This window comes from Subdoligranulum variabile (genome assembly GCF_025152575.1).
In the GTDB taxonomy this organism is placed as follows: Bacteria; Bacillota; Clostridia; order Oscillospirales; family Ruminococcaceae; genus Gemmiger; species Gemmiger variabilis.
Map to the genome: position 1 here is coordinate 674,322 of NZ_CP102293.1, position 25,522 is coordinate 699,843.

Annotated in this window: 23 protein-coding genes; 11 read left to right on the forward strand and 12 right to left on the reverse strand. The window is 60.6% G+C overall.

The window, feature by feature from the left end; genetic code table 11:
- The first annotated feature begins 16 nt into the window (after positions 1-16).
- The 3 genes from NQ490_RS03480 to mgsA all read left to right on the forward strand — a co-directional run bounded on the left by NQ490_RS03480 (position 17) and on the right by mgsA (position 3,164).
- Positions 17-1,807 (forward strand): peptidoglycan D,D-transpeptidase FtsI family protein, encoded by a 1,791-nt coding sequence (locus NQ490_RS03480; RefSeq protein ID WP_007047453.1) that lies wholly within the window; start codon positions 17-19, stop codon positions 1,805-1,807.
- Positions 1,808-1,995: 188 nt separating this feature from the next.
- The gene (locus tag NQ490_RS03485; protein ID WP_147644687.1) at positions 1,996-2,736 is read left to right on the forward strand and encodes an AAA family ATPase; all 741 of its coding nucleotides are present in this window, start codon (positions 1,996-1,998) and stop codon (positions 2,734-2,736) included.
- 23 nt (positions 2,737-2,759) lie between these two features.
- On the forward strand, positions 2,760-3,164 hold the full coding sequence (mgsA, locus tag NQ490_RS03490; RefSeq protein WP_007047455.1) for a methylglyoxal synthase: 405 nt from the start codon (positions 2,760-2,762) through the stop codon (positions 3,162-3,164).
- A gap of 55 nt (positions 3,165-3,219) precedes the next feature.
- Here mgsA and NQ490_RS03495 read toward each other — a convergent pair whose 3' ends face one another.
- From NQ490_RS03495 to dapF, 6 genes are all read right to left on the reverse strand, one after another.
- Positions 3,220-3,948: a zf-HC2 domain-containing protein gene (locus tag NQ490_RS03495; RefSeq protein ID WP_007047456.1), complete on the reverse strand. Its 729-nt coding sequence runs from the start codon at positions 3,946-3,948 to the stop codon at positions 3,220-3,222.
- Complete coding sequence (locus tag NQ490_RS03500; RefSeq protein ID WP_007047457.1) at positions 3,945-4,433, reverse strand: RNA polymerase sigma factor; 489 nt, start codon at positions 4,431-4,433, stop codon at positions 3,945-3,947. Before NQ490_RS03500 ends, NQ490_RS03495 begins: the two co-directional genes overlap by 4 nt.
- A gap of 122 nt (positions 4,434-4,555) precedes the next feature.
- Complete coding sequence (locus NQ490_RS03505) at positions 4,556-4,966, reverse strand: pyridoxamine 5'-phosphate oxidase family protein (RefSeq protein WP_007047458.1); 411 nt, start codon at positions 4,964-4,966, stop codon at positions 4,556-4,558.
- Positions 4,967-4,987: 21 nt separating this feature from the next.
- Positions 4,988-6,175: an LL-diaminopimelate aminotransferase gene (locus NQ490_RS03510; RefSeq protein WP_007047459.1), complete on the reverse strand. Its 1,188-nt coding sequence runs from the start codon at positions 6,173-6,175 to the stop codon at positions 4,988-4,990.
- Between the two features lie 85 nt (positions 6,176-6,260).
- On the reverse strand, positions 6,261-7,940 hold the full coding sequence (locus tag NQ490_RS03515) for a hypothetical protein (RefSeq protein ID WP_007047460.1): 1,680 nt from the start codon (positions 7,938-7,940) through the stop codon (positions 6,261-6,263).
- Between the two features lie 72 nt (positions 7,941-8,012).
- The gene (gene dapF, locus NQ490_RS03520) at positions 8,013-8,861 is read right to left on the reverse strand and encodes a diaminopimelate epimerase (RefSeq protein ID WP_040917810.1); all 849 of its coding nucleotides are present in this window, start codon (positions 8,859-8,861) and stop codon (positions 8,013-8,015) included.
- A 148-nt stretch (positions 8,862-9,009) separates the two neighbouring features.
- Between dapF and acpP the strand changes: the two genes are divergently transcribed.
- From acpP to NQ490_RS03535, 3 genes are read left to right on the forward strand one after another with little or no spacing between them, the layout of a single operon-like run.
- Positions 9,010-9,246 (forward strand): acyl carrier protein, encoded by a 237-nt coding sequence (gene acpP, locus NQ490_RS03525; RefSeq protein WP_007047462.1) that lies wholly within the window; start codon positions 9,010-9,012, stop codon positions 9,244-9,246.
- Positions 9,247-9,277: 31 nt separating this feature from the next.
- Positions 9,278-10,717 (forward strand): proline--tRNA ligase, encoded by a 1,440-nt coding sequence (proS, locus tag NQ490_RS03530; RefSeq protein ID WP_007047463.1) that lies wholly within the window; start codon positions 9,278-9,280, stop codon positions 10,715-10,717.
- 53 nt (positions 10,718-10,770) lie between these two features.
- The gene (locus NQ490_RS03535) at positions 10,771-11,853 is read left to right on the forward strand and encodes a hypothetical protein (RefSeq protein WP_187118514.1); all 1,083 of its coding nucleotides are present in this window, start codon (positions 10,771-10,773) and stop codon (positions 11,851-11,853) included.
- Between the two features lie 46 nt (positions 11,854-11,899).
- Here the strand turns inward: NQ490_RS03535 and NQ490_RS03540 are convergent, their stop codons facing one another.
- The 4 genes from NQ490_RS03540 to NQ490_RS03555 all read right to left on the reverse strand — a co-directional run bounded on the left by NQ490_RS03540 (position 11,900) and on the right by NQ490_RS03555 (position 18,035).
- Positions 11,900-14,203: a hypothetical protein gene (locus NQ490_RS03540; RefSeq protein WP_007047465.1), complete on the reverse strand. Its 2,304-nt coding sequence runs from the start codon at positions 14,201-14,203 to the stop codon at positions 11,900-11,902.
- Positions 14,204-14,342: 139 nt separating this feature from the next.
- Positions 14,343-15,869 (reverse strand): 2,3-bisphosphoglycerate-independent phosphoglycerate mutase, encoded by a 1,527-nt coding sequence (gene gpmI / locus NQ490_RS03545; protein WP_007047466.1) that lies wholly within the window; start codon positions 15,867-15,869, stop codon positions 14,343-14,345.
- A 102-nt stretch (positions 15,870-15,971) separates the two neighbouring features.
- Positions 15,972-16,742: a triose-phosphate isomerase gene (tpiA, locus tag NQ490_RS03550; protein ID WP_007047467.1), complete on the reverse strand. Its 771-nt coding sequence runs from the start codon at positions 16,740-16,742 to the stop codon at positions 15,972-15,974.
- A gap of 84 nt (positions 16,743-16,826) precedes the next feature.
- Positions 16,827-18,035: a phosphoglycerate kinase gene (locus tag NQ490_RS03555; RefSeq protein ID WP_007047468.1), complete on the reverse strand. Its 1,209-nt coding sequence runs from the start codon at positions 18,033-18,035 to the stop codon at positions 16,827-16,829.
- A 304-nt stretch (positions 18,036-18,339) separates the two neighbouring features.
- On the opposite strand from NQ490_RS03555, the gene NQ490_RS03560 reads away from it, so the two are divergent.
- Positions 18,340-19,185, forward strand: coding sequence for a YihY/virulence factor BrkB family protein (locus tag NQ490_RS03560; RefSeq protein WP_007047470.1), 846 nt, complete (start codon positions 18,340-18,342; stop codon positions 19,183-19,185).
- A gap of 15 nt (positions 19,186-19,200) precedes the next feature.
- A complete protein-coding gene (locus NQ490_RS03565; protein WP_007047471.1) occupies positions 19,201-20,208 on the forward strand; it encodes an acyltransferase family protein in 1,008 nt (335 codons plus the stop codon).
- 53 nt (positions 20,209-20,261) lie between these two features.
- On the opposite strand, the gene NQ490_RS03570 is transcribed toward NQ490_RS03565, so the two are convergent.
- Both NQ490_RS03570 and pulA read right to left on the reverse strand, forming a co-directional pair.
- Complete coding sequence (locus NQ490_RS03570) at positions 20,262-21,467, reverse strand: winged helix DNA-binding domain-containing protein (protein ID WP_007047472.1); 1,206 nt, start codon at positions 21,465-21,467, stop codon at positions 20,262-20,264.
- A 30-nt stretch (positions 21,468-21,497) separates the two neighbouring features.
- Entirely contained in the window at positions 21,498-23,426 is a 1,929-nt protein-coding gene (gene pulA, locus NQ490_RS03575; protein WP_007047473.1) for a type I pullulanase, read from the reverse strand.
- Positions 23,427-23,658: 232 nt separating this feature from the next.
- Here pulA and NQ490_RS03580 point away from each other — a divergent pair, with 232 nt between their 5' ends.
- From NQ490_RS03580 to NQ490_RS03590, 3 genes are read left to right on the forward strand one after another with little or no spacing between them, the layout of a single operon-like run.
- A complete protein-coding gene (locus NQ490_RS03580; protein WP_407084121.1) occupies positions 23,659-23,982 on the forward strand; it encodes a GntR family transcriptional regulator in 324 nt (107 codons plus the stop codon).
- Positions 23,983-23,984: 2 nt separating this feature from the next.
- Positions 23,985-24,872: an ABC transporter ATP-binding protein gene (locus NQ490_RS03585; RefSeq protein WP_007047476.1), complete on the forward strand. Its 888-nt coding sequence runs from the start codon at positions 23,985-23,987 to the stop codon at positions 24,870-24,872.
- Between the two features lies 1 nt (position 24,873).
- Positions 24,874-25,512, forward strand: a complete 639-nt coding sequence (locus tag NQ490_RS03590) for a hypothetical protein (RefSeq protein WP_040917812.1) — start codon at positions 24,874-24,876, stop codon at positions 25,510-25,512.
- Positions 25,513-25,522 lie beyond the last annotated feature (10 nt).

Consider the following 25,522-nt stretch of genomic DNA (forward strand, 5'->3'; position numbering starts at 1 on the left):
TGGGAGGTGTTGTGCCATGGCCAGACGAGGGGCAGACCGTCCGAATGGACGCGGGCGGGTCGCCGTACTGCTGGTAGTTTGCTGTGCGGTCTTTGTGCTCTTTTTTGCGCGGCTGGCCTGGATGCAGTTTGCCATGGCTGACCATTACGCCGAAAAAGCAGCCGAAGCCAGTTCGGCCAGCTACACGGTGGAGCAGCACGCTGCCCGGGGCGCCATCACCGACCGCAACGGCACGGTTCTGGCCCGGGACACCACCGTCTATGATGTCTATCTGCGGGTCCCGGCACCACCGGGCACCGATTTAACGGAAACCGTACAAACGCTGCAGGCCCTTACAGGCGGCAAGGATGTGGAAACACAACTTGCCGCCTTTTGTTCTGCCGTTTCGGCGGGAGAGCTGCTGGTGCTGGAGTCGGTGGACGACGAGACCATGGCCGCCCTGTACCGCTCCGGGCTGGTCCAGAGCGGGGCCATCCGGCTGGCCGCCCGGGGAGAGCGAAGCTGGCCGGACGGCACGCTGCTGCCCCACGCCCTGGGCTTTACAGGACCGATCACGGCGGAAGAATGGCCCTCCGCCCAGGAAAAAGGCCTTGCCATGGACAGCATCGTAGGCCAGAGCGGACTGGAGGAAGCCTACGACGATCTGCTCCGCGGGCAGGACGGGCAGCTGCTCATCAACACCGGACTGGATGGTGCCGTGCGGGCCACGATCCAGCAGCGCACCGCCACACCGGGCGCCACACTGGTGCTGACGCTGGACGCTTCCCTGCAGGCAACGCTGCAGCAGGCCCTGCGGGAGCGCATCGAAACGCTGCAGACCACCGCCTTTGCCGGCGGCGGGCGGGAATGCCGTGCCGGGGCGGCGGTGGTCGTGGATGTGAAGACCGGCGGTATTCTGGCGGCCGCCAACTGGCCGGGCTATGATCTGAACACCTACCGCACCGACTACGCAGCGCTGTCCGCCGACCCGGGGGCTCCGCTGCTGGACCGAGCCTTCCAGGGGCTGTACGCACCGGGATCTGCCTTCAAGCCCGCGGTCGCCGCTGCGGCCCTCACCGCCGGGATCGACCCCAACGCCACCGTCAACTGTACAGGGCGGTACCTCTATTACAGCGGCTATCAGCCCGGGTGTCTGCAGTATGGACACTCCGGGCCGGTGGATATGCGCACCGCCCTGGAACAGAGCTGCAATATCTTTTTCTACGACGTGGGACGGCGGCTGGGGGTGGACACCTTCAGCTCCATGGCCCGGCAGCTGGGGCTTTCCCAGCCCACCGGGGTGGAAGTCCGGGAAGCGGAAGGCCGCCTGACTTGGTCCACCGACGACAACTATCAGGCTGGACTCACCCTGATGGCTGCCATCGGCCAAGGCAACACCGCCGTCACCCCCGCCCAGCTGGCGGTCTACGCCGCCACGCTGGCCACCAACGGGCAGCGGCCCACCCTGCATTTTGCCGACCGGGCCCTCAACACCGCCACCGGAGAGACCGTCTGGCAATACGAGCCGCAGTTCACAACGGTGCCCAGCGGCGAAACCGTATTCGGCCCCATCCGGGACGGCATGAAGCGGATGGCCCAGACCAACCGGTATCTGCGGGAAGCATCGGTGGTCTGCGCCGCCAAGACCGGCAGTCCCCAGCTGGCCGACACCCTGCCCAACGGCACCCACTACGTCAACTCGGTGCTCATCGGCTATGCGCCCGCCGATGATCCGCAGATCGCGGTGGCCGTTGTGTTGGAATACGGCGGCGGCGGTTCCAACGCCACGCCCATCCTGCGGGCCGTACTGGATGCCTGGTTTGACTGAATAAGGGACTCATAGGCAGATGTCCGGGGATTTTTGCACACCACTCTAGACAGTATGTTGTTAAAACGTTCAAAAAAGCGGATTCTTTTTTAATCAAAAAGTCAGTTGTCGCCGCTTGCAAAGTGTGTTAGAATATGAATGAGAGAGTGTCGCGGTAGTGTGCGGCCTCAACTACAGGAGGCACGCCCTTGAACGCACAATGTATCATGCTCTGTTCCGGCAAAGGCGGCACCGGCAAAAGCACCGTTTCGGTGCTGCTGGGCGCCGCACTGGCCCGGCTGGGCCGCAAGGTCCTGCTGGTGGAACTGGATTCCGGTCTGCGCAGCGTCGATATTATCGCCGGTGTATATGGCCGTACCGTTTATGATATTGAAGATGTTCTCTGCGGTCGGTGCGAGGCTGGCAAGGCCATCGTACCCAGTCCGCTGTATCCCGGACTTTCGGTCATCAGCGCCCCATATGAAGGCGGCGACGTCGAAGCGGCACCGTTGGGGCGGCTGCTGATGGCCGTACGTCCGTATTTTGATTTTGTCCTGTTGGATACCGCCGCCGGCATGGGAGCCCCTTTCACCGCGGCGGTCACGGTAGCGGACAAGGCCCTGCTGGTGCTGACCCCCGACCCCGTGGCCCTGCGGGACGGCAAGATTGTGGCTGACCGGATCCTAAGCGGCGGCCGTCCCCAGAGTACCGTGCGGCTGGTCATGAACCGGGTCACCCGGGACAGTTTCGGCAAACGGGCGGCGGTCTTCGATCTGGATGAATGCATCGATACCGTAGGAGCCCAGCTGCTGGCGGTCATCCCCGAAAGCCGGGAACTGCAGCAAGCGGGCGTCCACGGCTCTATTCCCTCCCCCGGGGATCCTGCCGTAACCGCCGGGCAGGCAATGGCAAAACGTCTATGCGGGCAGCGTGTCCCGCTTACCTTTTAATTTGCGAAGGATGGTGTAGCGTTATGATAATCGCCTTGGTGGCACACGACTCCAAAAAGGAGTTGATGGTGCAGTTCTGCACCGCCTATCGGCATATACTGTCGCAGCACCAACTGATCGCCACCGGTACCACCGGCCGGCTGGTAGAGGAAAACACTGGCCTGACCGTACAGAAATTTCTGCCGGGCGGCCACGGCGGTGACCAGCAGATCATGGCACGCATCGCCTGCGATGAGGTGGACATGCTGCTGTTCTTCCGTGACCCCATCAGCGCCAAGCCCAGTGAGCCCAACGAGATGAACCTGCTGCGCATCTGCGATGTGCACAACATTCCGGTGGCGACCAACATCGCCACCGCCGAAGTGCTGATTCACGGCCTGGAGCACGGCGACCTCGACTGGCGTACCATCCTCAACCCGCAGCATTGATTTCACAGCACAAAAACTGCCCCGCACCACTGGGTGCGGGGCAGTTTTTTCTGTTTTATCCTGCGTCGCGCTGCCAGACCAGGACAGCATTATCGGGCACCGAGCTTACCCAGTGGGATTCCCAATCTTCAAATTCACTGTTGGGCAAATAGTAAGCGGCCACCAATTCATCCACTATGGAACGGCCAAAGTTCCCCACGGTGCAGATCCCTTCCTTGAAAAGTTCCCCTTCTTTCAGTCCGTACCATTGGGTGCCCATCCATTTATTCCACAGTGAATTGCCCAGGGTAAAGACCAGTACCTTACCTTCCTCAGTATCCAGGAAAGCAGTCTTCGACAATGAACTATATTTCGTCGGGTTCAACGTGATATACAATCCATCTCCTTCCAGAGGATTTTCTCCCTCTTCCGGGTGCTCCTCATATTCTGCTTTCAGGATATCATCCACATCATAATCCAGATAGGTATGATTGGCATAGTCATGCAGCAATCGCAATCCAAGATACACCACACACAGGGTGGCCAGCACTGCCGCCAGCGCGGTCAGCATCCGTTTTTTCCTCTGGTTTTTGCGAACCCGGCGCAGCGCATCGGCCTGCTCTTCTCTCCGCGCCCGGGCTGCCTCCTCCTCCAGCAGAACGGTTTCCTGCATCCTTTCCCACAGACGTCGGCAGTCCGGACAATGTTCCAGATGTTCCCGCAGGTCAGCAGCAGTCTCGGATTCGCAGACTTCGTCTTTATACAACGGCAACAGGTCGCGCACCAGATAACAGGGCAGTTTCATGGCAAAGCCTCCTTCAGTTTGGCACGGGCGCGGTAGTAGGTCACCCGTGCCCAGTTTTCTGTTTTTCCGTGCAGGGCCCCGATCTCCGCAAAGCTCAGTTCCCCGTAAACCCGAAGCCAGAACACTTCCCGGTAGGGTTCCGGCAGGGCATGAAGCGCCCGGTATACCGCCAGCGCCGCCTGCCGCTGCTCCAGCTTTTCTCCGGGCAGCGGGTCGACGTCCGTGGAATCGGCCGCCTGCTCCGGCAGCGGTGTTTCCCTGCGGTGACGGCGGTAATAATCCATCAAGGCATGTTTGGCGATGCTGCACAGCCATACGTTCAGTGCACATTCGCCCTGGAACCGGTCTATCCCGCGCAGCGCCTTGTAAAAGGTCTCCTGGGCAAGATCGGCGGCCAGTTCCTCGCTGCGGCACAGCGACAGCAGATAGGCATAGACGACCTTGTGGTATTGAATATACACCTGTTCAAAGCGGTCTTTGTCCACCTTTGGCCCTCCTTTCCTGTTTTCAACCGGTTGTACCCATTAGACGCAGAAATTGTCCAAACGTTACAGACTTTCCCACAAAAAAAGCGGGGCCCCGCAGGGTCCCGCCCGATGTATCTTGTTCAGTAGCTCATGATATCCTTGACTGCTCCCGACATGGAGAACAGCTTGGCGGACAGATGGTCCAGATACACGATCCCCAGTTTGTTGCCGGTTTCCTCATTGTAGAGGTCCTCCAGCTGGGGCGCCACCTTGAAGGCCGCTTCCTGGGCTTCGGGGGTATTGTCAAAGTTGGCAGTGCCCTGTACCCGCAGCCACTCGCCGCGGTCGTTGGCCGCGCAGAGTTCCAGGTTGGTGTTGTCCAGCAGCTGCTTGTAGGCCGCCTTGTGCTTGCCGATGGCCAGGCACAGGTGGTCTTTGTACCACATGGCAAATCCCAACGGACGCACACGGGGCAGATATCCGTCCACGGTGGCCAGATAGAACGTGGGATTCTCCTTCAGAAAATTCATGATCTCTTCATTCGGTTTCATGACAATCCCTCCTCTTTGGATTTACAGTGTTGCCAGGGCGTCCTTCAGGCGCTCGGCCGCTTCCTGGGTGCGCTGGGCATCGCCGAAGGCCGTCAGGCGGAAGTATCCTTTTCCGCAGGGGCCGAAGCCCTCGCCGGGGGTACCTACGATATGGGCGGTGTCCAGCAGCCAGTCAAAGAATTCCCAGCTGCCCATATTGCCGGGGCAGCGCATCCAGACATAGGGGCTGTTCTTGCCGCCGCAGTACCACACGCCGGCTTCGTCCAGGGCTGCTGCGATGACCGCCGCATTCCGGCGGTAGTAATCCAGATTCTGCTGGATTTCCCGCATGCCTTGCTCGGTGAACACCGCTTCGGCACCACGCTGCACGATGTAAGGCACCCCGTTGAACTTGGTGGTCTGCCGGCGCAGCCACATCTTGTTCAGGCTCTGGCCCTCCGACTGGATGGCAAAGGGCACCACGGTGTAGCCGCAGCGGGTACCGGTGAAGCCGGCGATCTTGGAGAAGCTGCACACTTCCACCGCTACTTCCTTGGCACCCTCCACCTCGTAGATGCTGCGGGCACAGCCTTCTTCGCTGACAAAGCACTCGTACGCAGCGTCATACAGGATCACGGCGTGGTGCGCCTTGGCCCATTTGACCCACTCCGCCAGCTGTGCCTTGGTATAAGCCGCACCGGTGGGGTTGTTGGGGCTGCACAGGTAGACAATATCTGCCTCGGTGCTTTCATCCGGCATAGGCAGGAAGTTGTTTTCCGCATTGGCCGCCATGTAGCGGATGGTGCGGCCCGCCATCACGTTGTCGTCCACATAGACCGGGTAGACCGGATCGGGCACCAGCACCGTGTTCTGGACCGAGAACAGATCCAGCAGATTGCCCAGATCGCTCTTGGCTCCGTCCGAGATGAAGATCTCGCCCAGTTCCAGTGCCACGCCCCGATCTGCATAGTAGCCCTGGATGGCTTCCCGCAGGAAATCATAGCCCTGCTCAGGGCCATAGCCGCGGAAGGTTTCCTTGCGGCCCATCTCATCCACCGCCTTGTGCAGTGCCTCGATAACCGGTTTGGCCAACGGCAGCGTCACGTCGCCGATGCCCAGGCGGATGACGTCCGCCTCCGGGTGGGCGTTCTGGTATTCGGTCACTTTATGGGCGATGGTGCTGAACAGATAGCTTTCGTTCAATTCTGCATAATGTGGATTGAGTTGCATGAGAATCCCCCTCTTATGTATACTTATCCAATTAAAAGTAATGTACCACAATTTCCGCCCCGGTGCAAGAGAGAAGATTCCGCCATCAGCCTGCGCCCGGGTGCGCCGCTGCGATGGCCGTTTCCATCGCCTGGGCATCGGGGAAGGTCATGACCAGATAATGGCCGTAGGGGGAAGGCGCTTTTTCCTGCTCATCCACATACACCACTTTCGATGTATTTTCCAGCGCAGAAAGGCCATAGATTTCCAGTTCTTCCCGGGTCGTCAGCAAAAAGACTTCTCCCTGCGGCGCTTCCCGGTGGGCCATCTCCTGCAGGCCCTGACTCAGGTCCAGGGTATTCAGGTCGCTTACCACCCACATTTCCAATGCCCCGCTGGACCATTCGGTGAGTACATTGCCGTTCCAGAAGGTGGCATATCCCTGGGTATAGCCTTCTTCCACCAGCCAGTCGCAGACCGTTTCCAGATGCGGATTGATGCGCATGCCGTTCTGGAAAAACAGCCGCACCGAAGAGATGCTGGTCGCCGTGATGCAGACGCAGAAGGCTATGGCTGCCGCCCGCCGCATAAAGGCCGGACGGAACGATTCTGTCTCCCCTTCCAGCTGCAGCAGCAGAAAGGCAAAGGGAACCACGGTCAGCCAGTACCGTGCATCAATGGGTGCCACATCCTCGGTGCAGGCGAAGATCATGCCATCAATAAGACCGATGGAAGCGAACAGCAGCGGAATGATTCGCTGCTCCGGGCGCAGTTTTTGCCAGCGCAGCAACAGACGCACCAGAGAAAATACAATGGCACCGGCCGTCAGCACACCGAAAGCCCCCAGAATGCCCTCCACCGAAAACAGGCGGGGCGCCGCCTTGAGTGCCGATTTGGTGGGATAGCCGAACAGGCTCAGGAATTCGCCCCACTGGGAAAGCAGTCCACTCAGATCCAACCCCGACCAGCTGCGGCTGTTGTAATCTTCAAAGGAGTACAGGTTGGCCAGCACCTTGCTGTACAGAACATAACCGCTCCCGGCCACCGCGGTCGCCGCACAGGACAGTGCCAACAGGTGCAGCGTCTTGCGGGGCGGCTGCCGGGGTTCTTCATGCCAGCGCAGCACCACCGCCACTACCATGGCCGCTGCCATGGGCAGATAAAAGCCCATCAGCCCTTTGACGCCATTAAGCCCTGAAGCCACTGCCGTTCCCACCAGAAGCAGCCATTGCAGTACGCGGCGCAGGACGGATGCCGGGCGCAGCAGATGCAGCATGGCGCCGAAGCTGAGCAGGATCAGAATGATATGAGGCAGGTACGCGCCGCCAAAAGGCCCGTACCACAGATACCAGGTGCCAAAGGGACAAGCCAACGCTGCAGCACCCCATACCCCGCAGTTTTTGAGCGCCAGCCCATGCGCCACATACAGGTAGGAGACAATCAGCAGAAGCAGCCACCCTGCCTGGCCCAGCATCTGGGCCGCGTACCAATCCCGTGGGAAGACCAGCAGTGCCAGCCGATACAGGACCTGCAGGTACACAACGCGCAGTTCGCTGGAATACCACCACCCGGCCGAGAGCATGCCGCCGTCCCGGTTGAGCAGATTTGCCAGCATGACGTCCCCGGCAATGTCACTGTCAATATATGCCCGTCCATGCAGGCAGAGCACCAGCATGGTGATGCCATACGCTGCCGCCAGCCAGACCCAGGGAAACCAGCGGAAGAAACGGTCCCTTTTCCGTTCTCCCGGGATGAACAGAAACGTCCGTAATTTTTGATGCTGCATCGAAGGGAGCCTCCTTTTGATAAAGAAACACCTTCATTATAACAGTCTGTTTTGCCTCTGTAAAGAAGACGCCTATACCTCAACATAACCGTCAAACACCGTTTCCGCCGGGCCGGTGAGCAGCACCGTATCATCCTGCAGGACCCGGACCGTAAGCGTACCGCCCGGCAGGCGCACGTCTATGGGCGTTTCCCGTGGGCAAATGCCGCGCAATACGCCAACCACCGCCGCGGCGCAGGCCCCTGTACCGCAGGCCAGCGTTGCCCCGCTTCCCCGCTCCCAGACCGTGGTTGTTAGCGAGGTGGGACTCTCTGCCTGTACAAATTCCACATTGATTCCCTGCGGAAAAGCCGGATGATTTTCCACAGCCGCTCCCCAGTCAGCCAGCTGCACACCGGCAGGCGGCGCCTCATTGCAGAATACCACACAGTGAGGATTGCCCATGCTGACGCAGCTGACCTGCCAGGACTGCCCCGCGGCCACCAGGGGCACCTCCAGCAAGGGGCCCGCGCCCAGACCTACGGCCGGCAGATCCGCAGCCCGGGTGGAAAACCGCCCCATGCCGGCCCGCCACCGATGTTCTCCCACTCGGTAGAGCGTTTTCCGTCCGGCCTGCCGGGTATCCAGTTCGATCAGCTCCTTCTGTACCCCGTGGGTATAGAGGTACTCCGCCACACAGCGGATCCCGTTGCCGCACATCGCCCCCTCACTGCCGTCGGCGTTGAACATCACCATGGTGGCATCTCCATCCGACAGCTGCGGCGGCGCAATGCAGATCAGGCCGTCCGCCCCCACCGAGAACCGCCGCCGGGACAGCAGCGCCGCCCACTGTGCCGCATCGGCCGGCACACCACTGTGCCGGCAGTCCAGATAAATATAGTCGTTGCCGGCCCCCTGCATCTTGGTAAATTCCAGTTTCATAGCATCACACTCCTCTGACCAGACTATGCGATGAAACTGCATTTCAACACTGGACGGCAGGGCGCTCATTTTTCCCCGAACCCCTTGACATCCTTCGGCAGATACGCTATATATTTAATGAATATTTGTTTGCAGAAGGAGTTAAATTATGGATTCCGAAGTTTTTGCGCGTATCCGCGATTATCTGGCTGACCAGCTGGAAGTCGATCCTGAAAAAATCACCCCCGAGAGCGACATCGTCAATGATTTCGGCGCCGACAGCCTGGATGTCATCGACATGATCACCACCCTGTCCGATGAGTTCGGCGTGGAAATTCCCGATGAGGACATCGAGACGTTCCACACCGTAGGCGATGTGGTCAATTATCTGGAGGAGCGGCTGTAATTTTTGCGCCGTATGATGTGAAGGAGTAGACATGGCAAGCGATAAGAAAAAAATGGTCGAAGCGATCACCGCGCAGGAGGTCGACTTTGCCCAGTGGTACACCGATATCTGCACCAAGGCCGAGCTGGTGGAATATTCCAGCGTGAAAGGTTTTGTGGTGCTGCGCCCCTACGGCTATGCAATCTGGGAGAACATCCAGAAGAACCTGGATGCCCGTTTCAAGGCTACCGGCCATGAGAACGTGGCGATGCCGATGCTGATGCCGGAAAGCCTGCTGAAAAAGGAAGGCGAACTGGTCAACGGCTTTGCCCCCGAGGTTGCCTGGGTCACGATGGGCGGCAGCGAACCGCTGGAGGAGCGCCTTGCAGTGCGTCCCACCAGCGAGACGCTGTTCTGTGACCACTTCAGCCATGTGCTGCACAGCTACCGCGATCTGCCCATGCTGTACAACCAGTGGTGCAGCGTGGTCCGGTGGGAGAAATCCACCCGTCCCTTCCTGCGTACCCGCGAGTTCTGGTGGCAGGAAGGCCATACCATCCATGAGACGGCGGAGGAAGCCAAGGCCGAAACCGAACAGCAGCTGAATTGCTATGCGGATTTCTGCGAGAACGATCTGTGCATTCCCGTCATCAAGGGCCGTAAAACCGACAAGGAGAAGTTTGCCGGCGCCGAAGCCACCTACACTATCGAAGCGATGATGAAGGACGGCAAGGCGCTGCAGAGCGGTACCAGCCACTACTTCGGGGACAAGTTCAGCCGTGCCTATGACGTGACTTTCACCGGCCGCGACAACACCCTGCAGTACCCGTTCCAGACCAGCTGGGGTGCATCCAGCCGCCTGATCGGCGCCATCATCATGACCCACGGCGACGATGATGGTCTGATCCTGCCCCCGGCCATCGCCCCCGTGCAGGTGGTCATCGTTCCGGTGGCCGCCCACAAACCCGGTGTTCTTGAGAAGAGCCGTGAGCTGGCTGCCGAGATCGGCAAGTACGCCCGGGTCAAGCTGGACGACAGCGACAAGCAGCCCGGCTGGAAGTTTGCCCAGTGGGAGATGAAGGGTGTGCCCATCCGACTGGAAGTGGGACCCCGGGATATCGAGCAGGGACAGTGCGTACTGGTGCGCCGCGACACCCGCGAGAAGCAGTTCGTCAAGTTCGAAGATCTGGCTTCTGCCATTCCCGCCGCGCTGGAGGCACTGGCGAAAGACCTGTACGACCGCGCGCTGAAGAACCGCGAGGCCCGTACCATGAGCGCCACCACCATGGACGAGATCAAGGAGAAGACCGCCAAGTCCACCGGTTTTATCAAGACCATGTGGTGCGGCGATCTGGCCTGTGAGGAAGCCATGAAGGAACAGGCGGGACTGTCCAGCCGCTGCATGCCGTTCCAGCAGGAGCATCTGAGCGACGTCTGCCCGGTCTGCGGCAAACCTGCCACCAAGATGGTCGTCTGGGGCATCGCTTATTAAGTTGAATGTATGCAGGGCAGCGCAATGCGCTGCCCTTTTTAGGTAAGGGAACTATGCCGGTATTGCTTCTGACATTGCTGATCTATGTGCTGACCGCGGTGGGCAGTCGTCTGGCCGGGCGCTGCACCACCTGGTGCTGCGCCCTGTGCGGGCTGCCCATGTGGGTGGTCGGCGGTACCGTTGCGCCCTTTTGCCTGGCATTGCCGCAGCTCATGCTGGCCTTCCTGGCGGCAGGGCTCTCCATCACGGGACTGGCCGTCGGCACCGCGCTGGCCGGAGCGGTGGCCAGCCTTGGCCTGGCGCTGGCGGTCTGCCTGCTGAATCCGCGCCACACCGTCACGGTGGACCGCAGCGAATTTCTGCGCAAGTGTCTGCTGCTGTTGGCCGCCTGCGGTGTTTTGGTTCTCTTTGTGCGGGACGGCACCCTGAGCTATACCGGCACCGGCCTTCTGATGTTTCTCTTTGTCCTGTTTGTGCTCATCAGCATTGTGTATCAGCATCACTACATCTATGGAGAAGGCTGCGAGATGGTTTCCACCAAGCGCAACGCTGCCGCGCCGCCGCCGGAGAGCGCAGCTGCCACCTACGGCTACACCGCCCATACCATGGCTTTTCCCGTCATGAGCGTGCCCAATGCCCTCAAAAATCTGGGCGGGGTCATCGCCGGGCTGGTACTGCTGGCCGGCGGGGCCCAGGCCCTGGTTTACAGTGCTGCCAGCCTGGCCAACCTGACCGGCACCATCCAGGCACTTTGGGCGGCCACCCTCATCAGTTTCGGATTCTGTCTGCCGCTGCTGGCGGACGCCCTGGATCATCCTTTCGGTTCGGCCTGGAAACGTTTTTCAGTGCGCTGCCGCTATTTTCCGCCGCGCACCCTGCCCATGCAGCTCATCAACAGCGCCATCCTCAACCTGACCCTGGCGCTGCCCATCTCCAGTCTGATGTACCGCGAACGGCTGCCCTTCGGTTCCCAGTTCCGGCACTACGATCTGCCCATCTGTGCCGCTATGACGCTGATCCTACTGCTCCCGCCGCTGCTGCGCCGCCGGCTCTACCGCTGGCAGGGGTCCCTCTGCCTTGTGCTGTATCTTCTCTACCTGGCAGCTGCCTGGTTCCTGCCGTTGTCCGGCGCCTGATACGCGAAACAAAAAACAAGCTGTGCAAAAATGCACAGCTTGTTTTTTATCGGTGATTTTTACGTTTTTGCCAGCGCGGCCAGACTACAAACTTTGCCAACAACGCCAGCACCGTGCAGAGACTGACCAGATCTGCTGCCAGCCACCGCTTGGGTTCCCGGAACGCCACCCGGATCTCGCCGGAATAGCCGGCCGGTACGGTAACGCCCACCATGCCGTTGTCGGTGCGGAAGACTTTCCCCTCTGTGTTCAGAATGGTATAGCCGGGGTAGTAGAGCAGCGGCAGCTCCGCATAGCCGGGCTGCCCCGTGCTCTCATTGCAGTAGATCACCGTAACCCCGTTCTGGCGGGTCACCGAGGCGACCTCCACCGTGGTGACGGCCGAATCATAGACAAGCCCGTCCCGGTTTTCCACAGCACCATCGGGAAGATACAGACTGTCGTAATACCAGGACTGGTTGCTGATTTTATTATCGGCATAGATCATCTGGGCACTGTCGCCCAGGTAGGCAGTGTCCACTGTAGGCAGATAGCTATGGTAGAAAAGTCCTACCCCCAACAGCGAGGCTGAGAGCAGCAGCACCGCCACCGGCCGGGCATACCGGCCCCGCCGCAGGGCAGACACCGCACAAATGCTGACCAGTACCAGCAAGATGGTGGCCAGGGAAAAATACCGCCACGGGAATTGGATCGCCAGCAGAAGACGTCCCGCCACCGGTATCGCCCCCAGCCATCCCCAGGGGAAGGTGTTGGTGCTCATCCAGCAGGCCAGCGTTCCCAGCAGCAACGCCCACAGTCCGATTTTTTTCTCTCGGGAGGGCATGGATTCTCCCTGTGTCAGCCAGCACCAGACAAAGGCAACCGCTCCGGCCACCAGCACCACACCGATGCTGTTGTGGTCATCCCGCCAGTTGAGCAGCTGGGAAAGCCACAGACCATTCTTCTGTACTGCCAGACCGCCGGCGAAGCTCTTTCCTCCGTACATATTGCTGTAGTCCCCCGTCATGACGGTGACAAAAGGCATCAGGAACCAGAGATTGAGCAGCACCGTCAGGCCTGCCGCGGCCGCCCACACAGTCAAGATCGGTCGTGTGAAGGTGCGGCGAAAATGCCACAGACAGAAAACCGCCGTGGCCAGCGTTGCCAGTTCCAACGAGATGATATGCGTCTGCACCAGAGCGCCGAAGGCGATGAGCAGTTCGGCGCAGGCCACCCGCCGCTGGTGAGCGGAGGGCAGTTCAGGGGCATAGAGGAGGCTGAGTGCCGCGGGAATCAGCGGCAGGAAAGCCAGCGCGGTGTACTCCCCCGCTGCACTGCGCCAGTAGATGTTATAGATGTGATAGGGGGCCAGCATATAGAGAATACTGCCCAGCAGGGCAGTTTTGTTGTGGCGGAACATCTGCCGGAAACTGAAGAAGGAGATGCCTGCCGTAGCTGCCTGAACGGCCATAACGTAGGTGCGGTAAGCCCCCTGGACGCTCATACCCAGCAGCCGCAGCACCGCCGGGAAATAGAGAAACAGTTCCCCGTAAAACAGGGATGGCGCATAGCCGTAGCCGTCCTTGGCCTGGGAATAGATGCGCACCGGGAACTGTCCTTCCCGCAGGCCCTGGGCAATGCCCTCGATGCGGGCCAGATGGAACCGCCAGTCCGCCCCCTGGCAGCCGCCGCTATTCATCAGCATGGGTACGCAGCTCAGCAGCGTGACCCCCGCCAATAGCCACAGACAGCCCCGCAGGTCGGCGTTTTTCAGCGCGCGGGGACTGGCCGGCACTAAAAGCAGCAGGCACAGGTCGACCAGCGCAAACAATACCGCCCATCCCAGCACACAGGCCCAGGCATAGACCATGTCCTGCCGGATTTCCACATCGCCGATGGTGAAAATACCGCCGTCGTTTCTGGCCACTAGACGGATGCTGTCACTGGCGTAATTCACGTTGAGAACCACGGTATCCTGCTGGGTCAGCACATCGACCCAGGCCATTTCCCCGCTGACCGACATGTCCTCTGCAGCCGTAAAGTACACCCCGGACCGATGTTCAACGCCCCCTTCGGTACGGTTGGGCTCATAGTAATACGACAGCGCGACTCGGTAATGACCTGCCGGCAACGACATGGCCGGTGTCTGCAGGATATTATCCCAGTCTTTCATCTCGGTCACACCGCGGCGGCCTTCCTCGTCATAGCCGATCTCGGAATGCTCCGCGATGACCTCCCACTGATCCGGTGTGAACTGGTAGACTGCGGCCGGCTGCACCGCCGACCAGACAGCCCCCAGAAGAATAAGCAGCTGTACGATTCCCAGCACCAGTACCGGCGGCCGCCGCAGCAGTTGCAATATTTTTTTCATGGGCAGTAACTCCTGTAAGATAATGAAACATAATCGTTTTTTACTATACTCCCTTTTGCCTCCCAACGCAAGCTTTGCCGGCGGATTTTACAGAAAAGGCCGCTGCGCCTTTTGCGCAGCGGCCTTGCAATGGGACTTTTTACTCGACGATGATGCTCTTGCCGGTCATTTCCTCGGGCACGGGCAGGCCAATATAGGGCAGCATGGTGGGGGCGATGTCCGCCAGGCAGCCGCCTTCGCGGAGCTTGACGTCCCCGGCACCGATCACCGCGAAGGGCACCACGTTGGTGGTGTGGGCGGTAAAGGCACTGCCGTCGGGGTTCTCCATCTTTTCGGCATTGCCGTGGTCGGCGGTCAGGAAGACCACGCCGCCCTGGGCCAGCACGGCATCCACCACTTCACCCACAGCCTTGTCCACAGCCTCCACGGCCTTGACAGCGGCATCAAAGACACCGGTATGGCCGACCATGTCACAGTTGGCGAAGTTCAGGATGATGACGTCGTACTTGCCGCTCTCGATACGGGCCTTGCACTCATCGGCAACCTCGTAGGCGCTCATCTCGGGCTTGAGGTCGTAAGTGGCCACCTTCGGGCTGGGAATGACCTTGCGGTCCTCGCCCTCGTAGGGGGCCTCCACGCCGCCGTTGAAGAAGAAGGTCACATGGGCATACTTCTCGGTCTCGGCGATGCGCAGCTGGGTCTTGCCGTTCTTGGACAGGTACTCGCCCAGCACGTTCTTCAGCTCCACCGGCGGGTAGGCCACTTCGCAGTTGGGCATGGTGGCATCGTACTCGGCCATGCAGACGTAGTTCACATGCAGACGGCCGCCGCGGCGCTCGAAGCCCTTGAAATCGTCGTCGCAGAAGATGCGGGTCATCTGACGGGCGCGGTCGGGGCGGAAGTTCATGAAGATGACGGTATCGCCGGTCTCCACGCGGCCGCCCTCACAGGTGACCACCGGCACGACGAATTCATCGGTCACATCGGCAGCATAGCTGGCGTCGATGGCCTCCTGGGCATTGGCGGCGTGGTTGCCCTCGCCGTACACGAAGGCAGCGTAGGCCTTTTCCTCGCGGTCCCAGTTGTTGTCACGGTCCATGGCGTAGTAACGGCCGCTCACCGTGGCGATCTGGCCGATGCCCAGCTCGTCCAGCTTGGCCTGCAGATCGGCCAGGAAGCCCTTGCCGCTGTGCGGGTCGGTGTCACGGCCATCCATGATGCAGTGCAGGTAGACCTTGGTAGCGCCCATATGCTTGGCCATATCCAGCACGCCGAACCAGTGGTCGGCATGGCTGTGCACACCGCCGGTGCCCACCAGGCCCATCAGATGGATGGCCTTGCCGGCATCGATGGCCTTCTTCATGTTGTTGTAGAGCACGGGGTTCTTGACCATCTCACCATCCTTGATGGACTTGGTGATGAGGGTCAGCTGCTGGTATACGATGCGGCCGGCACCCATGTTGGTGTGGCCCACCTCGGAGTTGCCCATCTGGCCGTCAGGCAGACCGACGGCCATACCGGAAGCCGCGATGGTGGTCATGGGGCAGGTGGCAAAGATCTTGTCCAGGTTGGGTTTCTTGGCGGCGGTCACAGCGTTGCCGAAAGTCTGGTCGGGCGTCCAGCCGAAACCGTCCATGATGCAGAGAAGTACAGGCTTTTTGCTCATAAGAGTAGGATCTCCTTAGAAAATCTTGATATTCTGAAAATGACAAAAGAGGGCCCGGCAGCCCGCCGGGGCCGCCGGAACTCTCCTTACGCTTGGAAAAAATCAGCCCTTGCTGGCCGCATCCACGATGATGGCAAACTGGTCCGCCTTCAGGGATGCACCACCGATCAGGCCGCCGTCCACGTCGGGCTTGCTGAGCAGTTCCTCGGCGTTCTTGGCGTTCATGCTGCCGCCGTACTGGACGGTCAGCGCCTTGGCGGCATCCTCGCCGTACAGCTCACCCACCACCTTGCGGATGGCCGCGCAGACTTCCTGCGCCTGATCCGCGGTAGCGGTCTTGCCGGTGCCGATGGCCCAGATGGGCTCGTAGGCGATGACCACATTCTTCAGCTCTTCGGCGGTGACACCATTCAGAGCGATCTTGACCTGCATGCGGACGAGCTCCTCGGTGACGCCCTGCTCACGCTGGGCCAGGCTCTCGCCCACGCAGATGATGGGCTTCAGACCGCCGGCCAGGGCCGCACGGGCACGCTTGTTGACGGTCTCGTCGGTCTCGGCGAAGTACTGACGGCGCTCGCTGTGGCCGATGACCACATACTCCACGCCCAGGTCGGTGAGCATGTCGGCAGAGATCTCACCGGTGAAGGCACCGGACTTCTCGAAGTGGACGTTCTCGGCGCCCACATGGATGTTGGTGCCGCTGCACTTGGCCACGGCCACGCACAGATCAGTGAAGGGAACGCAGATGACGACTTCGCAGTTGGCGCCCTGCACAGCGGGGACCAGCGCGTCGATCAGGTGACCCGCCTCGGTGGGGGTCATGTTCATTTTCCAGTTGCCGGCAATGATGGCTTTACGATTCTGCTTATCCATGATGAAAACTCCTTTGCTTTGTTGTGCATAGAGGGTACATTCCAAAAAAGGGCGCGGCGGCCGTGCCGCCGCGCCCTGCGGTTGTTACGCGTTCTGGATAACGGCAATGCCGGGCAGTTCCTTGCCCTCGAGGTACTCGAGAGAAGCACCGCCGCCGGTGGAGATGTGGGTCATCTTGTCGCCCAGACCCATCTGCTGGACAGCAGCCGCGCTGTCGCCGCCGCCGATGACGGTGGTGGCATCGCTCTCAGCCATGGCCTTGGCAACCGCCAGGGTGCCGGCCGCCAGGGTCGGGTTCTCGAAGACGCCCATGGGTCCGTTCCAGACCACAGTCTTGCTGGCCTTGACGGCATCAGCAAAGAGCTTCATGGTCTCGGGGCCGATGTCGCAGCCTTCCATGTCGGCAGGAATGGCCGTGACGGGCACGATCTTGGTTTCCACTTCGGCATCGATGGGATCGGGGAAATCGGTGACACAGGCGGTGTCCACAGGCAGCAGCAGCTTGACGCCCTTCTCCTTGGCCTTGGCCATCATGTCCTTGCAGTAATCGATCTTGCTGTCATCGCACAGGCTCTTGCCGATCTCGTAGCCTTCGGCCTTCAGGAAGGTGTAGGCCATGCCGCCGCCGATGATCAGGGTGTCGACCTTTTCCAGCAGGTTGGAGATGACATTGAGCTTGTCCGCAACCTTGGCGCCGCCCAGGATGGCGGTGAAGGGACGGACGGGATCGTTGACGGCATTGCCGAGGTACTTGATTTCCTTTTCCATCAGGTAGCCCACAGCGGTGTCCTGGATGAACTCGGTCACACCGGCGGTGGAGCAGTGAGCGCGATGGCAGGAGCCGAACGCATCGTCCACATAGGCATCGGCCAGGCTGGCCAGTTCCTTGCTGAACTCAGGCATGTTCTTGGTTTCTTCCTTGCGGAAACGGGTGTTCTGCAGCAGCACCACATCGCCGTCGCTCATGGTGGCGACAGCGGCCTTGGCCTGCGCACCGACGACCTCGTCGTCATCCGCAAACTGGACGGGCTGGCCCAGCTTCTCGCTCAGGCGCACGGCAACGGGAGCCAGGCTGAACTTGGCCTCGGGGCCGTTCTTCGGCTTACCCAGATGGCTGCACAGGATGACCTTGGCGCCGTCCTTGATCAGTTTCTGAATGGTCGGCAGTGCCGCGTTGATGCGGTTGTCGTTGGTGATGACACCGTCCTTCATGGGGACGTTGAAGTCACAGCGGACAAGCACGCGCTTGCCGGCGTAGTTTTCATCATCAATGGTCTTTTTACCCAAACCCATAGTAAAAGCTCCTCTCGGTATGTTTTACAATTGTTTTTGTCAGGGCACGATGCCCCAATGGCCTGACTCTATTATACGCACAAACCATCTTTTGCGCAAGATGTTTTTGATATATTTTTAACCGCCCTTCTCCAAAAAAGCGGCTTTGCCGCCAGGCTTTTTGGTGAAAAAGGCCGATTCTTTTCCCTTTCCAGTTCTTGCCACAGGCCGTTTTGTGCCCCGGCGTTGATTTCATGGCGGCAGCATATTATAATTAGGAAAAGCCTCAGGGCACACGTCACCGGAAAGGGAGGAGTTTCCCCGCATGAAACAATCGATGGAGCGCGCCAAGGAGATGATTTTCGCGATTCTGGGCCCGTTTCTGGGTCAGAATCTACCGATCTTTGCGGGGTGCGCCACCCTGTTTTTGCTGACGGCTTCCTTTCCGCTGCTGATCTGGGTGCTGGTTCTGGTCAACCATATGCCGGACTATTCGGTGACCGATCTGGCGGAACTGATGTACCAGTTCCTGCCCCAGGTACCCGAGATTCAGGACACCGTACTGGATGTGCTGAACAACCTCAGCGCCCAGTCCACCACCTTTGTGGCGTCCTTCGCCGCCATCACCACCCTGTACTCGGCTTCCAGCGGGATGTTTGCCGTGCAGAAAGGCCTGCAGCGCCTGACGCCCGGTGCCCGCTTCACCCTTTATGACCGGCTGCTGGCCATCGTCTATACCATCGTCTTTGAAGGCTTGCTGCTGGCGGTCCTGCTGCTCCAGGGCCTGAGTTCCATCTTCCGGCCGCTGAGTGCACTGCTGGCCACCAATGCCCGCTGGCGGTGGCTCATCGAATGGTTCCGCCACTGGATCAATTTCAGCGATCTGATCGCGATCCCGGTGCTCTTTGTCCTGATCCTGCTGATCTACACCTTCGTGCCGGGCGGCAAACGTTCCCTGCGCGGCCAGCTGCCGGGCACCATATTCACCACCGTGGGCTGGCTGGTTTTTTCCCGGATTTTCTCATTCTATATCGTGCATTTCTGGAAGTTGTCCTATATCTACGGTTCGCTGACCGCTATTATCCTGATGATTCTGTGGCTGGACATCATCATCAATCTGCTGTTTCTGGGAGCCGCCCTCAACGCGGCACTGCACCGCAGAGTCACATGAAAAGGAAGGACCCTCATGGTAAAAACTCCTGCTCACTACCGCCCCGGGCTGGATGTCATCCGGCTGGCGGCACTGCTGCCGGTGCTGTGTTATCACTTCTGCATCGAGGCTGCCCGCCTTGGCTTTGCGGTGCCCGCTCTCCTGATCGGCCGCGGTATGGCCGACTGGGTGGAAGTGGGTCTGGCCTGGTTTTTTCTGCTGTCCGGCGCGGCGCTCTGTCTGCAATGGCAGGGCCGGTTTCGCTGGCGCCCCTACCTCGTCGGACGAGCCGCCGCCATGTACCCGGCATTCTGGCTGGGATTTGCGGCACTGTTCCTCTATGGTGAGGTGCTGCACGGCAACAATGCCGAGATCCCCCGCTGGCGCGTGGTGTTTTCCATCCTGGGGCTGGACGGCTATCTGGCGCCGGTGACCCTCACTTTTTATAAGATCGGAGAATGGTTCCTGGGCGTCATCCTGCTGTTGTATCTTGTGTTTCCGCTGGTGCTGTGGTGCCTGGGCAGCGCCCGGCGGCGCCGGGTGCTGGCCGTCGTGATGCTGCTGTTGCAGCTGGTCTGGCCCTTCCTCTGCCCCGCCCCGCTGGAGGCCGGGCACACCGTACTGGGACGGCTGCCGGCCTTTGCCCTCGGCGTCTGGTTCGGCACGCTGCTGAAAGAGGATCGTACACCCCTGCCCCGCTGTCTGTGGGCACTGGCGGCCCTGCCGCTGCTGTGGGTGCCTGCCGTCCCCCGTCTGGCCGTGCTTCTGGCAGTTTCGGCATCCCTGTTCTGGATCGTCTACGCATGGGGACAAAGGATTCCGCAGCGTTTGTGGCCTATTCTGCGCCGTCCGGCTGCCTGGTCCTACGGAGTCTACCTTGTGCACCATGTGCTTCTGACGCTGGTGCTGCTGCCGGCGGCACAGCGTTTCGGCTGGCCGCTGCCGGTGTGGTTCCCGGTTTTTCTGGTGCTGAGTTTTGTACTGGCTGCCCTGCTGACAGCCATGACCACCCCCTTCAGCCGTTGGCTCAAACGGCTGGGATAATCCCATAAGTATAGAAAAACAGCCCCCCGATGCATACGCATCCGGGGGGCTGTTCATGTTTCTTTCCATTGTAGATTGCGCAATTCCAAACCGCGGAACACCGTATACTCTTCCAGTTGCCGGGCCAATTCCTGCCGCTCTTCCTCAGGGATTGGTACAAAGGGTTCCACCGTCACATCCAGGTGACCGCGAATGGTCCGTGTTTTCCAGATGCCCGCTGCCCTTCCCTCCTGCAGGATGACGTGGGGATTGGCAACGGTACGCCACACCCGGCGCTGCAAGGCTGTATCTTCCAGCAGCAGCGCACGGTCCCGGGCATCCAGATAGGGATCATAGGCGCCCACAAGACGCCATGGTTCCTGCGGCGGCCGGGCATGGAGCAGAGCCGGCAGATCCTGCTCCAGCATCCAGGCCTTTGCTCCCTCCTTGTTCACCGGAATAAGCTCCTGCTGTACAGTTTGCCACAATCTTTTTGCCTGGCGTGGGCTGCTCCCCAGCCAGTCGGCCAACGTCCGCGGCGTGGCTGGCCCGTACGCATGCAGAAATTTGCGCACCAGTTTGGCCCCGGCCTGCGGGTCCGATGGAAGCGGATGTCCCAGCCAATGCACCGGGGAGGTAAAGGTTGGATGGGTGCCGTTGCGGGCGCCGAACACAACCTGCCCCAAAAACGCGCAAGGGCGCAGGGCAAAGGATACCACCGCCCCACCCACCGTCTGCCGGTCCGGGTGACCATAGGGGGAAGGAGCGTTCCATCTTTCCCGCAGGCCGACGGGCAGCAGTTCATCGACCTCCCCGGCCAGAAAACGGTCCAGCTCCTGCTTGCTTTGTATGGTGCAGGTTTCAAGCCGGACTGCCGTCTGACGCACCAGCGTCAGCGCAGTCTCCCATTCCATACCGAGATCATTCAAAGCCAGCGCAGCGCCCCTTGTATAAATCCAGGGTTCTTCCCCGGGAAGCGCCGCCAGAGACTCCAGAAAAGCCGGACTTTCCGCCGTGGGGAAAACCATCGGCACGCCGCGGAAGCTCCAGGCTTGCAGCAGTGTTTTCTCCGTCTCCAGTTTCCAGCGCAGCTGCGCCGCCGTAACGTCCCGGATCCGAACAAAGAGCGCGGTTTCCCAGGTGCCGGGCGGTGAATTCTGCACGCCGCACACACCTGCAGCCTCCATCAGGCTGTCCAACGGATACCTGTGGTCCAGATGATGCGCCGCCAGGCGGTACCACCTCACCTGGTCGGAGGAAACAGACACTGTGGAAAGCATACTTTCTCCTTTACAGACGGGCAATGGGCATCATTCCGCCACAAGGATCGTCACGCTGCGGGGTTCCAGTTCCAGGGCATCCCGGCACAGTGGCCCGAAGGGCGTGGTGCCCGCATGGGTTCCGTCGCACAGGCGCCGCCAGGTGCCCATGGGCAGAGGCACCCACTGGCGGGTGCGCTCCGGGTTATAAAAGACTGCCAGCTGGCCTACCGGGTCGTTGCCCTCGGTCTCCGGCACGAAGCCGATCATCCACCCCGGCAATGCCAACAGGAAGGGCTCCGGTTCCCCGCAGGCGCCGGCCAGCCGCAGATACATCCGCCGAATGGCCAGGAGCCCCCGATAAAAGGAGGTCAACGCCGCAAATTCCGGCCGGTGGGCACGCCGCCAGTCCAACCGGTTGGTGGACAAAGGCCCTTTATAGCTGTTGGGGTCCCCGTACTTGGTGCGACCGAACTCCTCCCCGGCCTGGAAAAACGGCATGCCCTGGCAGGTCAGGCAGATACCCGCCGCCATCCGGTTCTGGGCCAGCAGTTCGGCGTCCGCCGCATCGTAGTCGGTGCGGCGTCCCACCGCCGCCAGTTTATCCCACAGGGTAAAATTATCGTGAGCGGACACATACTGAACGACCTGCATGGCCTGTCTGGGCCGGAAGCCCCGTGCCCCGTTGCGCCAGGCCCCCACCGCGTGGAGCACATCATAGCCGCACTGGGGCGCACCGTTCACATATCCCGCATTGCAGGCATCAAAAACGTTGCCCTTGACGGCGTCCCGTGTATCATCGCAGAAAAAGCCGATGCGGTCACTGAGCCGATCCAGCGCCCGCTTGTCGCTGGGTTGGGCGCCGCCTTCCACATTGGTCCCGCCACCGGTCCAGGGTTCCCCGTACATCAGGATATCCCGCCCGCCGGGCAGCTCATCCAGCGCCGCCCGAATGGCGTTCATCGTCTCCACATCTTCCAGTGCCATCAGGTCGAAGCGGAACCCATCCACATGGTATTCCCTGGCCCAGTAGAGCACCGAATCCACCAGATATTTGCGTACCATCGGCCGCTCACTGGCCAGATCGTCCCCGCAGCCGGAGCCGTTGGTCATGTTGCCGTTGGCCCACCGCCGGTTCCAGTAGCCCGGCACCGTGCGCTCCAGCCAGCTGTCGGTGTAATAGGTGTGGTTGTAGACCACATCCATCACCACACCGATTCCCGCCTTGTGCAGCGCCTGGATCATGGCACGGCATTCCCGCACCCGCACCTCCCCGTGGAAGGCATCGGTGGCAAAAGATCCCTCCGGCACATTGTAGTTCAGCGGATCGTATCCCCAGTTGTACCCGCCGGGTTTTGTCTCATCCACCGTGGCATAGTCGAAGATCGGCTGCAGCTGCACATGGCTGATTCCCAGCTGCTTGAGATAGTTCAGGCAGGTGGGATGCTGCCCGTCGCCGTCCAGCGTGGTATTGTCGGGCACAAACCCCATGAACTTGCCTCGCCATTCCTCCGGCACGCCGCTGTGCTCGTCGGCGGAGAAGTCCGCTACATGGACCTCCCACACCGCCCGGGCATAGGCCGGGATGGCCGGACGGACATCCTGCGCCCAGCCTTCCGGTGACGCTTCCGCCAGGTCCAGCACCATCCCCCGCTGTCCGTTGGCTCCCGCCGCACGGGCATAAGGGTCCACCACCGACGCAGCGTGGCCGTCGGGGAATTGCAGCTGATACAGATAATAGGTGCCGTTCAGGTTTCCCGGCACCGTGACCGACCAGACACCGTCCCCGGCCGGTTCCATACCATAGTCCGCCAGTCGGGCCGCATCGGGCTCCGCGTCGGTCCCGGTGGCAAAGAGCTGGAGCGTCACCGCCGACGCAGTGGGTGCCCACAGCTTGAAGATCGTCTGTTCGGGTGCCCAGGAGGCCCCCAGATCCGCACCGCCATAATACGGCAGTTCGCAGGCTTGCTGCCAATTCATGGTTGATCTCCCCTTTTAAAAACACAAAAGCATGGTTTTATTGTACCAGTCTGCCAAAAAGTTTGCAAGTAGGGACGGAAGCTGTCGTCGTTTTGGCCAAAAGGATTGACAGCGCCGTTTTTTAGTGCTATAGTTAGTTACACAAGTAATGAACCAATAAACCAAGAAAGGCGGTGAGCGTTTGCCTCCGGTATTGAATGACCACACCCTGATCTACCTGCAGATCGCCAAGATGCTGGAGGACGGCATCCTGCGCGGCATCTACCCCGAGGAGACCCAGGTTCCCAGCACCAACGAGCTGGCACGAACGCTGCGCATCAACCCGGCCACCGGTGCCAAGGGGTTGAATCTGCTGGTGGAGGAAGGGATCCTCTACAAGCGCCGCGGCATCGGCATGTTTGTGGCGGAAGGCGCGGTGGAGCGCATCCGTGCCAAGCGGCGGGAGGAATTCATGGAGCAGTACGTCAAACCCCTGGCCGCCGAAGCCCGCAAGCTGGGGCTGACGGCCGAAGAACTGCAGGCGATGCTTTCGGCTGCCTGCCAACAGGAGGACTAAGGATGGATGGCAAGAAATTGCAGGCCCGGGGCCTGTGCAAGACCTACGGCAAGGTAAAAGCGCTGGATCAGGTGGATCTGACGCTGGAGCCGGGACACATCTATGGGCTGATTGGCCGCAACGGAGCCGGCAAGACTACCCTGCTGGCCGCCCTGACGGCCCAGCTGCCGGTGGAAAGCGGCACGGTGACCTACGGCGGCGAACCGGTGTGGGAAAACGAAAAAGCGCTGGCCGACCTTTGTTTCAGCCGGGAGCTTTCCGGCAAGCTGGGGTCCAGTGTAAACAGCCTGCGGGTACGGGAGTATCTGAAAGCGGGGCGGTTGTTCTATCCCCACTGGGACGCGGCCTACGCCGAAAAGCTGGTGGCGCAGTTCGGGCTGGACCCCAAAAAGCGGATCAGCGCCATGTCCAAAGGTATGATGAGCGCCTTGACCATCGTGCTGGCGCTGGCCAGCCGGGCGCCTATCACGATGATGGATGAACCGGTGGCCGGTCTGGACATTGTTGCTCGGGAGGACTTTTACCGGCTGCTGCTGGAAGATTACGCTGCCACCGGGCGGACCTTTGTGATCTCCACCCACATTCTGGAGGAGGCCGCCACGGTATTTGAGCGGGTGCTGATCCTGAAAGAGGGCCGCCTTATCGAGGACTGCGACACCGACACCCTGCTGGCGCAGTTCTGTGCAGTGTCCGGCCGGGACGACGCGGTAGCTGCTGCCTGCGAAGGGTACGAAGTACTGCACACCGAGACGCTGGGCCGCCAGACCATGTGTACGGTGCGGGCCCCGGCAGAGGAGATCGCCGCCCGCGGGCTGGATGTGGACTGTGACGTCCTGACGCTGCAGAAGGTCTTTGTGGCCCTCTGCGGTCATGAACGGGAGGGGATGTAAGATGGCAAAAACCCTCTGGTTTCTGCTCAAGCCCGCCCTGGTCATGGTGGGCATTGTGACGCTGCTCTACCCGGTTTTGCTTCTGCTCTGCTTCGCCACCGGCGGGAGCAGTCTCTTCTTTGGCTATCTGCAGGGCTTTTTCGTCCTCTATGACGTGATGATCGGCATCTGTGCGGCTCAGGCCATCAGCGGCTATGCCCCACTGGCCCTGAGTTTCGGCACGACCCGGCGTTCCCTGCGCGGCGCCGCCTTCGGGTTCTGTCTGATCATCCCCCTGCTCTGTCTGGGGCTGGATTTGCTCTGCAGTTTGGTGACCACCCGGCTCTTCTATGCCGAGATGAACCAGCTCATTGCCGCCCTGACGGAATATCCCCTGCCAGGGTTCGGCTACAAACTGCTTTTGTGCAGCGCCATGCTCTGGCTGGGCACCCTGGACTTTTCCGCCCTGCCGATGGCAAAGCGGGTGGGGGCCATTCTGCTGATTGTGGTGGTCTACATGCAGATGATGGTCTTTATGCTGCTGAGCAGTTTTCTGCCCCACACCGTGAATTTTTATGGGCTGGTTCTGGGGTTGCTGAGCCTGCCCTTTGCGGCGCTGACGCTGCACCGGCTGAAGCATTTTACCATCACCCAGGTGTAAAGGAGGAAGT

Excerpts from the sequence above, each read along its gene's own strand:
- NQ490_RS03560 (WP_007047470.1), top strand. The coding sequence starts at position 18,340 with ATGAAACAATCGATGGAGCGCGCCAAGGAGATGATTTTCGCGATTCTG.
- NQ490_RS03515 (WP_007047460.1), bottom strand. The coding sequence starts at position 7,940 with ATGCAGCATCAAAAATTACGGACGTTTCTGTTCATCCCGGGAGAACGG.
- tpiA (WP_007047467.1), bottom strand. The coding sequence starts at position 16,742 with ATGGATAAGCAGAATCGTAAAGCCATCATTGCCGGCAACTGGAAAATG.
- NQ490_RS03590 (WP_040917812.1), top strand. The coding sequence starts at position 24,874 with ATGGCAAAAACCCTCTGGTTTCTGCTCAAGCCCGCCCTGGTCATGGTG.
- NQ490_RS03540 (WP_007047465.1), bottom strand. The coding sequence starts at position 14,203 with ATGAAAAAAATATTGCAACTGCTGCGGCGGCCGCCGGTACTGGTGCTG.
- mgsA (WP_007047455.1), top strand. The coding sequence starts at position 2,760 with ATGATAATCGCCTTGGTGGCACACGACTCCAAAAAGGAGTTGATGGTG.
- gpmI (WP_007047466.1), bottom strand. The coding sequence starts at position 15,869 with ATGAGCAAAAAGCCTGTACTTCTCTGCATCATGGACGGTTTCGGCTGG.
- NQ490_RS03585 (WP_007047476.1), top strand. The coding sequence starts at position 23,985 with ATGGATGGCAAGAAATTGCAGGCCCGGGGCCTGTGCAAGACCTACGGC.
- NQ490_RS03505 (WP_007047458.1), bottom strand. The coding sequence starts at position 4,966 with ATGAAACCGAATGAAGAGATCATGAATTTTCTGAAGGAGAATCCCACG.
- NQ490_RS03480 (WP_007047453.1), top strand. The coding sequence starts at position 17 with ATGGCCAGACGAGGGGCAGACCGTCCGAATGGACGCGGGCGGGTCGCC.
- dapF (WP_040917810.1), bottom strand. The coding sequence starts at position 8,861 with ATGAAACTGGAATTTACCAAGATGCAGGGGGCCGGCAACGACTATATT.
- pulA (WP_007047473.1), bottom strand. The coding sequence starts at position 23,426 with ATGAATTGGCAGCAAGCCTGCGAACTGCCGTATTATGGCGGTGCGGAT.
- NQ490_RS03535 (WP_187118514.1), top strand. The coding sequence starts at position 10,771 with ATGCCGGTATTGCTTCTGACATTGCTGATCTATGTGCTGACCGCGGTG.
- NQ490_RS03495 (WP_007047456.1), bottom strand. The coding sequence starts at position 3,948 with ATGAAACTGCCCTGTTATCTGGTGCGCGACCTGTTGCCGTTGTATAAA.
- proS (WP_007047463.1), top strand. The coding sequence starts at position 9,278 with ATGGCAAGCGATAAGAAAAAAATGGTCGAAGCGATCACCGCGCAGGAG.
- NQ490_RS03555 (WP_007047468.1), bottom strand. The coding sequence starts at position 18,035 with ATGGGTTTGGGTAAAAAGACCATTGATGATGAAAACTACGCCGGCAAG.
- NQ490_RS03580 (WP_407084121.1), top strand. The coding sequence starts at position 23,659 with ATGCTGGAGGACGGCATCCTGCGCGGCATCTACCCCGAGGAGACCCAG.
- NQ490_RS03570 (WP_007047472.1), bottom strand. The coding sequence starts at position 21,467 with ATGCTTTCCACAGTGTCTGTTTCCTCCGACCAGGTGAGGTGGTACCGC.
- NQ490_RS03565 (WP_007047471.1), top strand. The coding sequence starts at position 19,201 with ATGGTAAAAACTCCTGCTCACTACCGCCCCGGGCTGGATGTCATCCGG.
- NQ490_RS03510 (WP_007047459.1), bottom strand. The coding sequence starts at position 6,175 with ATGCAACTCAATCCACATTATGCAGAATTGAACGAAAGCTATCTGTTC.
- acpP (WP_007047462.1), top strand. The coding sequence starts at position 9,010 with ATGGATTCCGAAGTTTTTGCGCGTATCCGCGATTATCTGGCTGACCAG.